This window comes from Acidovorax sp. GW821-FHT10E04, from assembly GCF_059415185.1.
This window is the reverse complement of sequence record NZ_JBWKMT010000001.1, coordinates 1,003,013-1,015,204: the sequence shown is the minus strand read 5'-3', so window position 1 is coordinate 1,015,204 and position 12,192 is coordinate 1,003,013. Positions and strand designations below refer to the sequence as shown.

Here is a 12,192-nt window from a genome sequence, read left to right as displayed (position 1 = left end):
TTGGCCCGGCGGGGAGGCGCCGGGCCGCGGGGCATCGGAGGGTCAGGCGTTCTTGGCGAACTCGGCGTAGGCGGGTTCGTCCATGAGCGCATCGAACTGCAGCATGTCCGTCACATGGACCTTGAAGAACCAGCCGGCACCCATGGGATCGCTGTTGGCCAGCGAGGGGTCGGCGCGCAGTGCTTCGTTCACTTCGACGACTTCGCCGGTGACAGGCATGTACACGTCGGCCGCGGCCTTCACGGACTCGACCACGCCGGCCACGTCACCCTGGGTGAAGGTCGTGCCGACCTCGGGGAGGTCCACGAAGACCACGTCGCCCAGGGCGTCCTGGGCATGCAGCGTGATGCCCACGGTGGCGGCTTCGTGGTCGGAGATGTCGATCCACTCGTGGTCCTTGGAATACTTGATGGTCATGGGGGAAGCTCCAAAAAAAGGGGGGTAAACAGAAAAAGTGCCGATGCCAGCCGCCACTTTAGCCGGGCTGGGGCGGTTGCAGAGGGTCAGCCGCGGTGGTAGCGCGCGGGCGTGAACGGCATGGACACCACCTCCATGGGCACGGCCTTGCCGCGCACGATGGCGTTGACGCGCGTGCCGATGGCGGCAAAGGCTGGCGCCACGTAGCCCATGGCCACCGGCTTGTCCACGGTGGGCCCCAGCAGGCCGCTGGTCACTTCGCCGATCTTTTGACCGTCGGGGCCTTGCAGTTCGGTGTGCTCGCGCACGGGCACGCGTTCCAGCGCGACCAGGCCCACGCGCTTGCGCTGCAGGCTGGCGGGGTTGTCGATCTGCGACAGCACCTTGTCGGCACCGGGGAAGCCGCCCGCGCGCGCGCCGCCGGTGCGGCGCACCTTCTGGATGGCCCAGTTCAGCGCCGCCTCGGGCGGGGTGGTCGTGGTGTCGATGTCGTTGCCGTACAGGCACAGGCCGGCTTCCAGGCGCAGCGAGTTGCGGGCGCCCAGCCCGATGGGCTTGACCTCGGGCTGGGCCAGCAGCGCGCGCGCCAGGGTTTCGGCCTGGGACGCGGGCACCGAGATCTCGAAGCCGTCCTCCCCGGTGTAGCCGCTGCGGGTCACGAAGCAGTCGCAGCCCGCAATGGAAAAGTCGCCACCCGTCATGAATACCAGCTTTTCGACGCCGGGTGCCAGGCGCGCCAGGGCGGTGACTGCCTGCGGGCCTTGCAGCGCCAGCAGGGCGTGGTCGGGCATGGGGATGACGTCGCAGCGCTGGCCGATGCGTGCCTGGATGTGCGCGATGTCGCCTACCTTGCAGGCGCCGTTGACGATGACGAACAGGGTGTCATTGCCCTGATTGAAGAACATCAGGTCGTCGATGACCGTGCCTTCGTCGGTGAGCAGCAGGCCGTAGCGCTGCTTGCCCACGGGCAGGTCGATCACGTCGACGGGCATCAGGGTTTCGAACGCGGCAGCGGCGCCGGGGCCGACAAGCTTGAGCTGGCCCATGTGCGAGACGTCGAACAAACCCGCCGCGTTGCGCGTGTGCAGGTGCTCGGCCATCAGGCCGGCAGGGTACTGCACGGGCATGGAGTAACCCGCAAACGGCACCATGCGGGCGCCCAGCTCGGTGTGCAGGGCGTTGAGGGGGGTGGTCAGCAGCGGGGCGGTAGGGGTGGTCAAGGCGGACTCCGGGGCAAATGGTGGCCGCGGCCCCATGGGTCGCGGGATTTGCCCTGCTGTCCGCTTTACCTGAGAGATTCACCGCAGCGCCCTGGCTGGCCGCGCGGCTTGCTCCTTCGGTGGATGGGTGCCGTGCTGCACGGTCCATCTCTCTCCAGCAAGGGAACGCCCGCATCACTGCGGGCGGTTGCCAGTCCTTTTGCCTGAGCGTTCGGCTGCTGCCTGCGCCTTCGGCGGCCCCTTTCGTTGATGGGAAGGGGCTCTCTCCTGACGGCCGCCAGTATATCCGCTGGAAGAAGCCGCGCAGACGCTATTTGATGAACCCGAGCACCTTCGGCAGCCAGGTCGACAGCTGCGGGATGAAGGTCAGCACCACCAGCACCACGCCATGCGCCCACAGGAAGGGCACCAGCTCGCGCACCAGCTGCGACATCGGTACGCGCGAGACGTTGCAGGTGACGAACAGCAGCCCGCCCACGGGCGGCGTGATCATGCCCAGCGTGAGGTTGTAGATCACCACCATCGCGAAGTGGATGGGGTCGATTCCCAGCTTCACGGCCACGGGCGCGAGGATGGGCGCCAGCACCATCACGCCCGGCAGCGGCTCGATGAAGATGCCGAACAGCAGCAGGAAGATGTTCACGATGATGAGGAACATCCACGGCGAGAGGTTCATGCCCACCAGCCAGTCGGCCATCTGCTGCGGAATGCCCTCGATGGTCAGGATCCACGCGAACGCGGCCGACAGCCCGATGATGATCAGCACCGAGGCCGACAGCAGGGCCGAGCGTGCCAGGATGTCGGGCAGCGCCTTCCACTGCAGCGTGCGGTAGACGAACTTGCCGCACACCAGCGCATAGAACACCGCCACCACCGAGGCCTCGGTGGGCGTGAACCAGCCGGCGCGCATGCCGCCCAGGATCACCACCGGCAGCAAAATGGCGGGCAGCGCCTTCCAGGTGGTCTGCAGGATCTCGGCCAGCGGCGGCATCCGGCCGTCGCCCTTGTAGTTGCGCTTCTTGGAGACGTGGAAGTTCACGACGCACATGGCCACCGCGATCAGCAGGCCCGGCAACAGGCCGGCCACGAACAGCGCACCCACCGACACCGTTTCATCCTGCAGCGCATAGATGATCATGATGATGGACGGCGGGATGATGGGCCCGACGATGGCCGTCGAGGCCGTGAGAGCCGCCGCGTACGAACGGTCGTAGCCGGCCTTGTCCATCATGCGGATCAGCATCGACCCCGGCCCCGCCGCATCGGCCAGCGCCGAGCCCGAGATGCCCGAGAAGAAGGTCAGCGAGACCACGTTGGTGTAGCCCAGCCCGCCGCGCTTGTGGCCCACGAACTGCCCGGCAAACCTCAGCAGCACCTCGGTCAGCGAGCCGCCGCTCATGAGTTCGGCCGCGAGGATGAAGAAGGGCACGGCCATCAGTGGAAAGCTGTCGATGCCGGTGAAGGTTTCCTTGAGCAGCACCATCAGCGGGTAGCTCTCGGCCAGGATCAGCGTGGCCGCGGTGGCCAGGCCCAGCGCAAACGCCACGGGCACGCCCATGGCCAGGAACAGGCAGGCCGAAACGATGAGGATGATGGACGCGCTCATAGGGAGGCACTCGCATTCGCATCGAAGTGTTCATCGGCCGCAAAGTTGCGGTCGAGCACGTAGCCGCGCACGATGAACAAAAAGTGCACGATCAGCAGCACGCCGCCGATCAGCATGGCGCTGTAGATGTAGGCGAACGGGATCTGCGTCACGGCCGTCATCTGGAACATGGTGCGCTGCATGTACAGCCAGCCGTACCAGACCATGAAGCCGAAGAAGGCGAACAGCAAGGCCGCGACCACGGCACGCAGGGCGATGGCGCCCGCGCGGGGCAGGGCATCCTGCAGGTTCTCCACCGCGATGTGGCCGCCATAGCGCAGCACGGGGCCGGCGCCCAGGAAGGTCAGCCAGATCATCATGTGGCGCGACACCTCCTCGGCCCATTCGAGCGAGTTATGGGTGACGTAGCGCATCACCACGTTGGTGAAGATGATGATGGACATGGCCGCCAGCAGCAGGATCAATGCCCAGCGGTTGGCGGCCAGAAAATAGCGTTCGAAGGTTTTCACGGGACGGTATTGGACAAGGGCGTGCAGGGTCAAAGCAAAAGCGCCCGGCGCCTTGTGTGGGCCGGGCGATGCGGGGCGCGGGTCAAGAGCGGCCAACACAGCCCAGCGAAGCGGTCCTGGTAAGGCGTTGCGTCGCAGAGAGTACAACCAGTACGGCAAGACGCAACAACGACGCCAGGAGGGCTGTGTGAGTCGCTCAAAAGAGTTAACGAACGTCCTGGATCTTCTTGATGTTGTCGGCGCCGAACTCCTTGGCGTAGCCCACATAGGCGGGCTTGAGGGCTTCGCGGAAGGCCGCGCCGTCCACCGTCTTGGTGACCTTCATGCCTTGCTGCTCCAGCAGGGCGATGCCGTTGTTCTCGTCGTCGTTGACCTTCTTGCGCTGGGCCACCGAGGCGCTCTTGGCGGCGTCGGTGAAGACCTTCTTGTCCGCATCGTTGAGCTTGTTCCACACCTTGGGCGAGAGCAGCAGCAGCGCCGGCGAGTACACGTGGCCGGTGAGCGACAGGTGCTTTTGCACCTGCGAGAACTTGGCCGACAGGATCACGGGGATGGGGTTCTCCTGGCCGTCCACCGTGCCCTGCTGCATGGCGCCGAACAGCTCGGGGAAGGCCATGGGCGTGGGCAGGATGCCGAAGGTGCGGTAGCCGTCCATGTGCACCTTGTTCTCCATGGTGCGCATCTTCAGGCCCTTGGCGTCCTCGGGCTTGACGATGTCGCGCTTGCTGTTGGTCATGTGGCGGAAACCGTTCTCCGTCCAGGCCAGCGCGATGATGCCCTTGCTCGGGAACTTGGTCAGGATGTCCTGGCCGATGGGGCCGTCCATCACCTTGCGCGCATGGTCGTAGTCGCGGAACAGGAAGGGGATGTCCACGATCTTCACTTCGGGCACGAAATTGCCCACGGGGCCGGTGGAGGTGTTCACCAGGTCCTGCGTACCGAGCTGGATGGCCTCGATCTGCTCGCGCTCGCCGCCCAGCGCGGAGTTGGGGAAGTACTGGCACTTGTAGCGCCCCTGCGTGCCCTTCTCGACTTCGTCGCAGAAGACCTTGGAGCCCACGCCGTAGTGCGAATCGGGCGCCGTGGCGTAGCCGATCTTGAGCGTGGTGGTCTGCGCGCTGGCGGTGGCCATCAAGCCGAGCGCAAGGCCCAGGCCCGCAGCGAGGGAAGTCAATTGCATGGTGTCTCCTGTGAGTATGTTTCTTGCCGCGCCCCCTTGCACGCACCAGCGGAAAGGGTGCTGGCAGCATGGGTTGGCGGTCCTGAAAATTATGGCGCTGCAGCATGGCCCCGAGCATCGGGGTTTGTGCTGGTAAGCGTGCTTATTAACGCGCTGGAAGGAGGCAATCGTCGCCGGGGCGACAAAGGCAGGCTGCTGGCCTGGGCCAGGCAAGGGGGAGGGGGGGGGAAGGGGCAGCCGGGCGGCCGCGAAGGTAGGTGCTTGCTTGTCAAGCGCCCCGGTCTGGCGGTAACCAGTCCGGGGCCCTGTCAGTTTGTGCGCTCCGGTAAGAGCGCCTTGATGTCCAAAGTATGCGCTGCGAGGCGCAGCAGTTCTTTCCATGTTTCGCTTGAATTTTCAAGTTTGCAGAAAAATTTGCTGCATATGGTGATATTCATGAATAATTGTGGCCATGGATCGTCTTGACAGAAAAATTCTCGCTGTGCTTCAGGGCAACGCCCGTGCCAGCCTGCAGGAGATCGGCCAGGCGGTGGGCCTGAGCGCTTCGCCGTGCTGGGGCCGCATCAAGAAGATGGAAGAGGCCGGTGTCATCCAGGGCTACACCGTGCGCATCAACCCGCAGTCGCTGGACCTGGCGGACACGGTGCTCGTGCAGGTCACGCTGGACAGCCATTCGGACAACACGCTTGAAAAGTTTGGCGAAACGCTGGCCAGCATTCCCGAGGTGATCGAGGCGCATCTGGTCTCCGGCGACTATGACTATCTGCTGCGCATCGTGGTCAAGGACACGCGCGACTACGAGCGCCTGCTGCGCGAGAAGCTCTACAAGATCAAGGGCATACGCCACAGCCGCTCGAGCTTCGTGCTGCGCACGCTCAAGAAGGCAGACCTGCCACTGTTTGCGGGCTGATTCGCCTCGACGTGGCGCTGCAGTGCAGAGGGAGGGGTTCGGACATCGATGGTCCTGATCCGTGTCGTCGATGCACTGCGCTGGCGGCGCGCGCGGCGCGCCATGCCCTGGGTCACCAGGCGTTGCGCCGTGGCCTCTTTTTTCCTGCCGGCAAAAAGTGCTGTGGAGTCGGCCGTTGCAGAATGGCGCCGTTTTTGCACTGGACGGCATGACGCCGCCCAGCCTGGCGCGCTCCTGCGCACCACGGCGGTGCGCGCGCCCCGTCAGCCATTCGTCAGTGATGCCCTGGGACCCCTCGCCATGAACCTGCGTTTCGTCGAAGCCTTCTACTGGGTGGCCTCCCTCAAAAGTGTCACGCGCGCCGCGGAAAAGCTGTTTCTCACGCAGTCGGCCATGTCCAGCCGCATCGCCGCGCTGGAGGAGGAGCTGGGTGTGTTGCTGCTGGACCGGCGCGACAAGCACTTCAAGCTCACCGTGGCCGGCACGCGGTTTCTGACCTACGCCAAGCGCATGCTGGAGCTGCAGCGCCAGCTCAAGACCGAGATGGGATCGGGCGGGCCGCTGGAGGTGTCGATCCGGCTCGGCGCCATCGAATCGGTGCTGCACTCCTGGCTCATTCCATGGGTGGAGCAGCTGCGCAAGGACAACCCCTTGCTGGAGCTCGAGCTCACGGTCGAGTCCACGCCCGTGCTGCTCGATCAGATCCGGCGGGGCTCGCTCGACGTCGTGTTCGCGGCGCTGCCTGCATCGGCCGACGGCATGCGCAGCCAGGCGGTGACGCCCATGGAGATGGTGTTCGTGGGCAACGGCAATATCCACCGCAAGCGCCGCTATGTGCTCGATGATTTTGCCGACACGGACATCCTCACCTTCCAGCGCGGCTCGCAGCCGCACGTGTACCTGCTCGACACCTTTCGCAATGCGCAGGTGGAGCCGCGCCGCGTGCACACGGTGTCGTCCATTTCGGCGATGGTGCAGCTGGTGCAGGGCGGCTTCGGCGTGGCCACGCTGCCGCGCCTGGCGGTGGAACGCATGCTGGCGTTTCCAGACCTGCGTGCCCTGGCGTGCGACACCGTGCTCAAGCCCCTGCCCATCCACGTGAGCTACCGCGAGGATCCTTCCTCGCCCGCGATGGAAGCCATCGTTCGCTCCTCGATCGACTTCATCGAGAACATCCAGCCGGGGCCCAAGGGGCCCACCCGCACCCCCCGCAAAAGAAGCAGCGCCCCGCGGTCCTAAGAGGCACAGGGCACCCTAGCACAGGCGTGCCACTTCACGGCCCAGGGCCATGCATCTGCGGATGCCGCAGTGCCTCGGTGTCGCCATCGCAACCGTCCCCGTGGCGGGTGCTCCACAACACCCTGGGGTTAACCCTGAAGCGGATATCAGGGTAATCCCTTGGCACCAACTTGGTTCCCCTTGCCCCAATGAAGTGCATCGAGAAAATCGATGACCTGAGCAAAATTTTTTGAATTTGCCAGCGCCTGCCGCCCCCCAACACAATCCGCCCAACGCCAGACGAATGGCATTTCCCACGACAAGGAAACACGGTGGATTCAGTTCAAGAAAAAGCGCTGGCGGTTTTTGGGTCCGAGGGCATCGACGACCCCGTCCATGTGCGCAGCGTGATCCGGCGAGGCGGCTGGGCATCACACACCAGCGGCCTGGCCCATGGCCGGGTGCAGGGCAACCTGGTGATCCTGCCTGAAGTGCAGGCGGGCGACTTCCTGCGCTTTTGTCAGCGCAACCCCAAGCCCTGCCCGGTGCTGGCGGTGAGCGAGCCCGGCCAGTTCGCGCTGCCCACGCTCGGGGGCGGCATCGACATCCGCAGCGACGTGCCGCAGTACCGCGTCTGGCGCCACGGCGAGCTCACGCAGGAGGTCGCAGACATCGCCGACCTGTGGCGCCCCGACCTCGTGACCTTCATCCTCGGCTGCTCGTTCTCGTTCGAGTCCGCGCTGCAGGAGGCCGGCATCAGCCTGCGCCACATCAACGAAGGCAAGAACGTGGCGATGTACCGCACGAACATTGCCACGCAGCCGGCAGGGCCCTTCGGGGGCGCCATGGTGGTCTCCATGCGGCCCATGCCTGCGGCCGACGTGATCCGTGCGGTGCAGGTCACATCGCGCTTTCCCAACGTGCATGGCGCGCCGGTGCACATCGGCGACCCTGCGCTCATCGGCATTGCGGACATCGCAGAACCCGACTACGGCGACGCCGTGCCGCTGATGCCCGGCGAGATCCCTGTCTTCTGGGCCTGCGGCGTCACGCCACAGTCCGCCATCCTGAACGCCCAGCCCGCGTTCTGCATCACCCATTCCCCAGGGTGCATGTTGGTCACCGACCTTCTCAATCACCACCTCGCCAGCTTTTAACCAAGGAGTTTCCCCATGAAGAAAATGATGTTCGGCCTGTGCGCCGCGGCCGCCGCATGCCTGGCCCATGCCGAGACCAGGTGGGACCTGCCCTCGGGCTATGCCGTCAACACCTTCCAGGTGCAGAACCTGCAGCAGTTCGTGCAGGACGTAGGCAAGGCCAGCGGCGGCAAGCTCAAGATCACGGTGCACCCCAACGCATCGCTGTTCAAGGCCAATGAAATCAAGCGCACCGTGCAGTCCGGGCAGGTGGCGATCGGCGAGTTCATCCTTTCCGGCGCTGCCAACGAGGCGGCGGTCTACGGTGTGGACTCCATTCCGTTCCTTGCCACGAGCTATGCGGACTCCAAGCGCCTGGACCAGGCCTCGCGCCCGCTGCTGGTCAAGACGCTGGGGGCACAGGGCATGAAGCTGCTCTACACCGTGCCATGGCCGGCGCAGAGCCTGTATTCGGTGAAGCCTGTCACGGCCCTCAAGGACCTCAAGGGCACCAAGATGCGGGCCTACAACCCGGCCACGTCGGTCATCGCCAACCTCATCGGCGCGCAGCCGGTGACGATCCAGCTGGCCGAGCTGTCGGCGGCGCTGGCCACGGGCACCGTGGACAACTTTCTCACCTCCAGCGCCAGCGGCGTGGACAGCAAGCTCTACGAAAGCGTGAAGTACTTCTACGGCGTGGCGGCCTGGCTGCCGCGCAATGCCGTGGTGGTGAACCAGAAGGCCTTCGACAGCCTGGACAAGGCCACGCAGGACGCGGTGCTGGCGCAGGCCGCGATTGCCGAGCAGCGCGGCTGGGCGCTGAGCGAGCAAAAGGACCAGGAGTACCTCAAGGAACTGGCCGCCAAGGGCATGCAGGTGGACGTGAGCGCCGAGAACCTCAAGAAGGAGCTCAAGACCGTGGGTGAGCGCATGACGGCCGACTGGATCAAGACCGCGGGCGATGACGGCAAGGCTGTCATCGATGCCTACAACGGCAAGAAGTGAGCAGGCCGCCATGTCCCTCATGCCTCCTACATCGGCCATTGCGGGCGATGCGCCCCCGGCCCTGGCCATGCCGCCGCACGTGCTGCGGCGCGCGCTGGACGGCGCGTACCTGGCCGCCGGCGCCGTCGGGGCTGCCTGCATCGCCGTCATCTGCGTGCTGATGGTGGTCCAGTCGCTCGGGCGCCAGTTCGGCTTTCCGACCGGCGCCATCAACGACGTGGTGGCCTGGCTGTGTGCCGCAGCGGCCTTCCTGACCATGGCCCATGCCTTCAAGCACGGCGATTTCGTGCGCGTGACGCTGGTGCTGGAGAAGCTGTCTCCCGCCACGCGCCGCAAGTACGAGGTGGCCTGCCTGACCGTCGCGGCCGTGGCCATCGGCTACCTCACCTGGTGGGCCTGTGTCTTCACCTACGAAAGCTGGCAGTTCAAGGAACTGGCCCAGGGCCTGTGGGCGATTCCCATCTGGATCCCGCAGATGAGCTTTGCGCTGGGCTCCGTGCTCTTTCTCGTCGCCGTGGTCGATGAGTGGTGGATCGTGGTGCAGGGCGGCGTGCCTACCTTTGTGCGGCTGGTGGAAGAGCGCCACGCCAAGGGCGACTTTTCTTCGGATCTTTAAGGAGCATCCCCATGGACATTCTTTCCATCGGCGCCTTCCTGTTGCTGCTCATGCTGCTCATGCTGTCCGGCGGTGTCTGGATCGCCATGACGCTGGCCATCTGCGGCTGGGTCGGCCAGGCCTTCTTCACCAGCAGCCAGCCCGGGCTGAACCTCTTTTCGGCCTTCTGGGAGAGCAACGCGAGCTGGGAGCTGGCGGCGCTTCCCCTGTTCATCTGGATGGGGGAGATCCTGTTTCGCACCCGGCTGAGCGAGGACATGTTCAGCGGCCTCGCCCCCTGGCTGAGCCGTGTGCCCGGCCGGCTGTTCCACACCACCATCCTGGGCTGCGGCATCTTCGGCTCGGTGTCGGGTTCGTCGGCGGCCACCTGCGCCACCATCGCCAAGGTCTCGCTGCCTGCGCTCAAGAAGCGCGGTTACAACGAGAGCATCGCGATCGGTTCGCTGGCCACGGCAGGCACGCTCGGTATCCTGATTCCGCCGTCCATCACCATGGTGGTGTACGCCGTGGCGGCCGATGCCTCCATCATCCGCATCTTCCTGGCGGGCTTCTTGCCCGGCTTGCTGCTGATGCTGCTGTTCTCGGGCTACATCGCCTGGTGGTCCGTGCGCAACAAGCAGCTCATGCCTGCCGACGAGCCGCCCACCACCTTCCGCGAAAAGCTGTATCTGTCGCGCAACCTGATTCCCTGTGCGCTGCTGATCGTGTTCATCTGCTGGTCCCTGGTGGCCGGCTGGGCGACGGCCACCGAGTGCGCGGCCTACGGTGTGGTGGGTGCCCTGGCACTGGCCGCATGGTGCAGGGCGCTGACCTGGCAGAACTTCAAGGAAGGCCTGGCGGGCTCGGCGCGCACCAGCTGCATGATCATGTTCATCCTGGCGGGCGCCGCGTTCCTCACCAAGACCATGGCCTTTACCGGCATACCGCGCGAGCTGGCCGAATGGGTCGATTCGATGCACCTGTCGCCCTACGCGCTGATCGCCTGCCTGGTGGGCGTGTACCTGGTGCTGGGCACCGCGCTCGACGGCATCAGCATGATCGTGCTGACCGCTGCGGTCGTAATGCCCATGGTCGAGAAGGCCGGGTTCGATCTCATCTGGTTCGGCATCTTCGTGATCCTGCTGGTCGAGATCGCCGAGGTCACGCCGCCCGTCGGTTTCAACCTCTTCGTGCTGCAGAACATGACCGGCAAGGACAGCAACCTGATCGCCAAGGCAGCCATACCGTTCTTCCTGTGCCTGGTGGTGTGCATCGGCCTGATCACGGTCTTCCCGCAGATCGTCACCATCGTCCCTGACCTCGTGATGGGCCAGCCGAAGTAGCAACCGCGGCCTGCGTCGGCCCGTTTTCCCCTGTGTCTGCCGGCCCCCGCGCCGGCCCCTCATCCCCCAACAGGAGCTTGCCATGAAGATGGTCTTGCTGGCCGCGCTCGCCGTGGCCCCGGCGCTGCACGCCCAGACACAGTGGAAGCTGGCCACCGGCTACCGGGTGGAGTCGTTCCACACGCGCAACATCGTCCAGTTTGCGCAGGATGTGGAGCGCGCATCCTCAGGCGCCCTGCGCATCGAGGTGCACGCCAACAACACGCTGGCCAGGCTGGCGGACATTCCGGCCGCAGTGCAGGGCGGCAAGGCCCAGGCGGGCGAGACCATCATGACCAGCCTGGTGGCAGACATGCCCATCGCCGGGGCCGATGCCGTGCCCTTCGTGGTGCACAGCTATGCCGATGCGCGCCGCCTGTGGGACCTGCAGCGGCCTTTGATCGACACGCACCTTGCGGCCAAGGGCATCAAGGCGCTGTACGCCGTGCCCTGGCCGCCGCAGGGGCTCCTGAGCGTTGCACCCGTGCGCTCATCGGCCGATTTCAAGGGCACCCGCATGCGTACGTACAACCCCGCCACGGTGCGCATCGCGCAAATGCTGGGCGCCACGCCGGTGGATGTGCCCATGGTCGACGTCAACAAGGCGCTGTCGGCGGGCAAGCTCGACTCCATGATCACCTCGGCCCTGACCGGGGTGGAAAACCAGGTCTGGGGCCAGATCCGGCAGTACTACGGCATCAACGCCTGGTTTCCCAAGAACATCGTTTTTGTCAACCAGCAGGCCTTCGATGCGCTGCCCGCCAGCGTGCGCGAGGCGGTGGTCCAGGCCGCCGCGCAGGCCGAGGCGCGCGGCTGGGCCCTGAGCGCGGCGGTGGCCGAAGAGTCGGTGGCCGAACTTCAGCGCAGGGGCATCAAGGTGGACCGCGCCCCTGCCGAGCTGGACTCCGAACTCCGGCGCCTGGGAGAACGCTTCTCCCGCGAGTGGGTGCAGTCCGTCGGCAATGAGGCCAACAAGATTTTCATTCCGTACTACTTTCAACGTTAACCAGTGAG

Annotated in this window: 12 protein-coding genes and 2 riboswitches; of the genes, 7 read left to right on the top strand and 5 right to left on the bottom strand. The window is 65.4% G+C overall.

What is annotated here, in order from left to right:
• Nucleotides 1-42: 42 nt before the first annotated feature.
• From gcvH to AC07OC_RS04590, 5 genes are all read right to left on the bottom strand, one after another.
• Nucleotides 43-417, bottom strand: a complete 375-nt coding sequence (gcvH, locus tag AC07OC_RS04610; RefSeq protein ID WP_218295223.1) for a glycine cleavage system protein GcvH — start codon at nt 415-417, stop codon at nt 43-45.
• An 86-nt stretch (nt 418-503) separates the two neighbouring features.
• Nucleotides 504-1,673 (bottom strand): glycine cleavage system aminomethyltransferase GcvT, encoded by a 1,170-nt coding sequence (gene gcvT / locus AC07OC_RS04605; protein WP_218338722.1) that lies wholly within the window; start codon nt 1,671-1,673, stop codon nt 504-506.
• 10 nt (nt 1,674-1,683) lie between these two features.
• Nucleotides 1,684-1,805: riboswitch (glycine riboswitch) on the bottom strand.
• Between the two features lie 13 nt (nt 1,806-1,818).
• A riboswitch (glycine riboswitch) is annotated at nt 1,819-1,917 on the bottom strand.
• 30 nt (nt 1,918-1,947) lie between these two features.
• Nucleotides 1,948-3,243 (bottom strand): TRAP transporter large permease, encoded by a 1,296-nt coding sequence (locus tag AC07OC_RS04600; protein WP_218295221.1) that lies wholly within the window; start codon nt 3,241-3,243, stop codon nt 1,948-1,950.
• Complete coding sequence (locus tag AC07OC_RS04595) at nt 3,240-3,752, bottom strand: TRAP transporter small permease (RefSeq protein ID WP_218295220.1); 513 nt, start codon at nt 3,750-3,752, stop codon at nt 3,240-3,242. The genes AC07OC_RS04600 and AC07OC_RS04595 overlap by 4 nt, the downstream gene beginning before the upstream one ends.
• 205 nt (nt 3,753-3,957) lie before the next feature.
• The gene (locus tag AC07OC_RS04590) at nt 3,958-4,932 is read right to left on the bottom strand and encodes a TRAP transporter substrate-binding protein (protein WP_218295219.1); all 975 of its coding nucleotides are present in this window, start codon (nt 4,930-4,932) and stop codon (nt 3,958-3,960) included.
• A 451-nt stretch (nt 4,933-5,383) separates the two neighbouring features.
• On the opposite strand from AC07OC_RS04590, the gene AC07OC_RS04585 reads away from it, so the two are divergent.
• From AC07OC_RS04585 to AC07OC_RS04555, 7 genes are all read left to right on the top strand, one after another.
• A complete protein-coding gene (locus AC07OC_RS04585; RefSeq protein WP_218338721.1) occupies nt 5,384-5,842 on the top strand; it encodes an Lrp/AsnC family transcriptional regulator in 459 nt (152 codons plus the stop codon).
• 300 nt (nt 5,843-6,142) lie between these two features.
• Nucleotides 6,143-7,081, top strand: a complete 939-nt coding sequence (locus AC07OC_RS04580; RefSeq protein ID WP_255590818.1) for a LysR family transcriptional regulator — start codon at nt 6,143-6,145, stop codon at nt 7,079-7,081.
• Between the two features lie 335 nt (nt 7,082-7,416).
• Nucleotides 7,417-8,217: a putative hydro-lyase gene (locus AC07OC_RS04575; protein ID WP_255590900.1), complete on the top strand. Its 801-nt coding sequence runs from the start codon at nt 7,417-7,419 to the stop codon at nt 8,215-8,217.
• 15 nt (nt 8,218-8,232) lie between these two features.
• Nucleotides 8,233-9,201, top strand: coding sequence for a TRAP transporter substrate-binding protein (locus tag AC07OC_RS04570; protein ID WP_218338719.1), 969 nt, complete (start codon nt 8,233-8,235; stop codon nt 9,199-9,201).
• A 67-nt stretch (nt 9,202-9,268) separates the two neighbouring features.
• Entirely contained in the window at nt 9,269-9,817 is a 549-nt protein-coding gene (locus tag AC07OC_RS04565) for a TRAP transporter small permease subunit (protein ID WP_218295339.1), read from the top strand.
• Between the two features lie 11 nt (nt 9,818-9,828).
• Nucleotides 9,829-11,139, top strand: coding sequence for a TRAP transporter large permease (locus tag AC07OC_RS04560; protein WP_218295215.1), 1,311 nt, complete (start codon nt 9,829-9,831; stop codon nt 11,137-11,139).
• Between the two features lie 82 nt (nt 11,140-11,221).
• On the top strand, nt 11,222-12,184 hold the full coding sequence (locus AC07OC_RS04555; RefSeq protein ID WP_218295214.1) for a TRAP transporter substrate-binding protein: 963 nt from the start codon (nt 11,222-11,224) through the stop codon (nt 12,182-12,184).
• The last annotated feature ends 8 nt before the right edge of the window (nt 12,185-12,192 follow it).

What these genes read in the sequence shown, in the direction of transcription:
- gcvH (WP_218295223.1), bottom strand. Translation starts at nt 417, where the DNA reads ATGACCATCAAGTATTCCAAGGACCACGAGTGGATCGACATCTCCGAC.
- gcvT (WP_218338722.1), bottom strand. Translation starts at nt 1,673, where the DNA reads ATGGGGCCGCGGCCACCATTTGCCCCGGAGTCCGCCTTGACCACCCCT.
- AC07OC_RS04600 (WP_218295221.1), bottom strand. Translation starts at nt 3,243, where the DNA reads ATGAGCGCGTCCATCATCCTCATCGTTTCGGCCTGCCTGTTCCTGGCC.
- AC07OC_RS04590 (WP_218295219.1), bottom strand. Translation starts at nt 4,932, where the DNA reads ATGCAATTGACTTCCCTCGCTGCGGGCCTGGGCCTTGCGCTCGGCTTG.
- AC07OC_RS04585 (WP_218338721.1), top strand. Translation starts at nt 5,384, where the DNA reads ATGGATCGTCTTGACAGAAAAATTCTCGCTGTGCTTCAGGGCAACGCC.
- AC07OC_RS04580 (WP_255590818.1), top strand. Translation starts at nt 6,143, where the DNA reads ATGAACCTGCGTTTCGTCGAAGCCTTCTACTGGGTGGCCTCCCTCAAA.
- AC07OC_RS04570 (WP_218338719.1), top strand. Translation starts at nt 8,233, where the DNA reads ATGAAGAAAATGATGTTCGGCCTGTGCGCCGCGGCCGCCGCATGCCTG.
- AC07OC_RS04565 (WP_218295339.1), top strand. Translation starts at nt 9,269, where the DNA reads ATGCCGCCGCACGTGCTGCGGCGCGCGCTGGACGGCGCGTACCTGGCC.
- AC07OC_RS04560 (WP_218295215.1), top strand. Translation starts at nt 9,829, where the DNA reads ATGGACATTCTTTCCATCGGCGCCTTCCTGTTGCTGCTCATGCTGCTC.
- AC07OC_RS04555 (WP_218295214.1), top strand. Translation starts at nt 11,222, where the DNA reads ATGAAGATGGTCTTGCTGGCCGCGCTCGCCGTGGCCCCGGCGCTGCAC.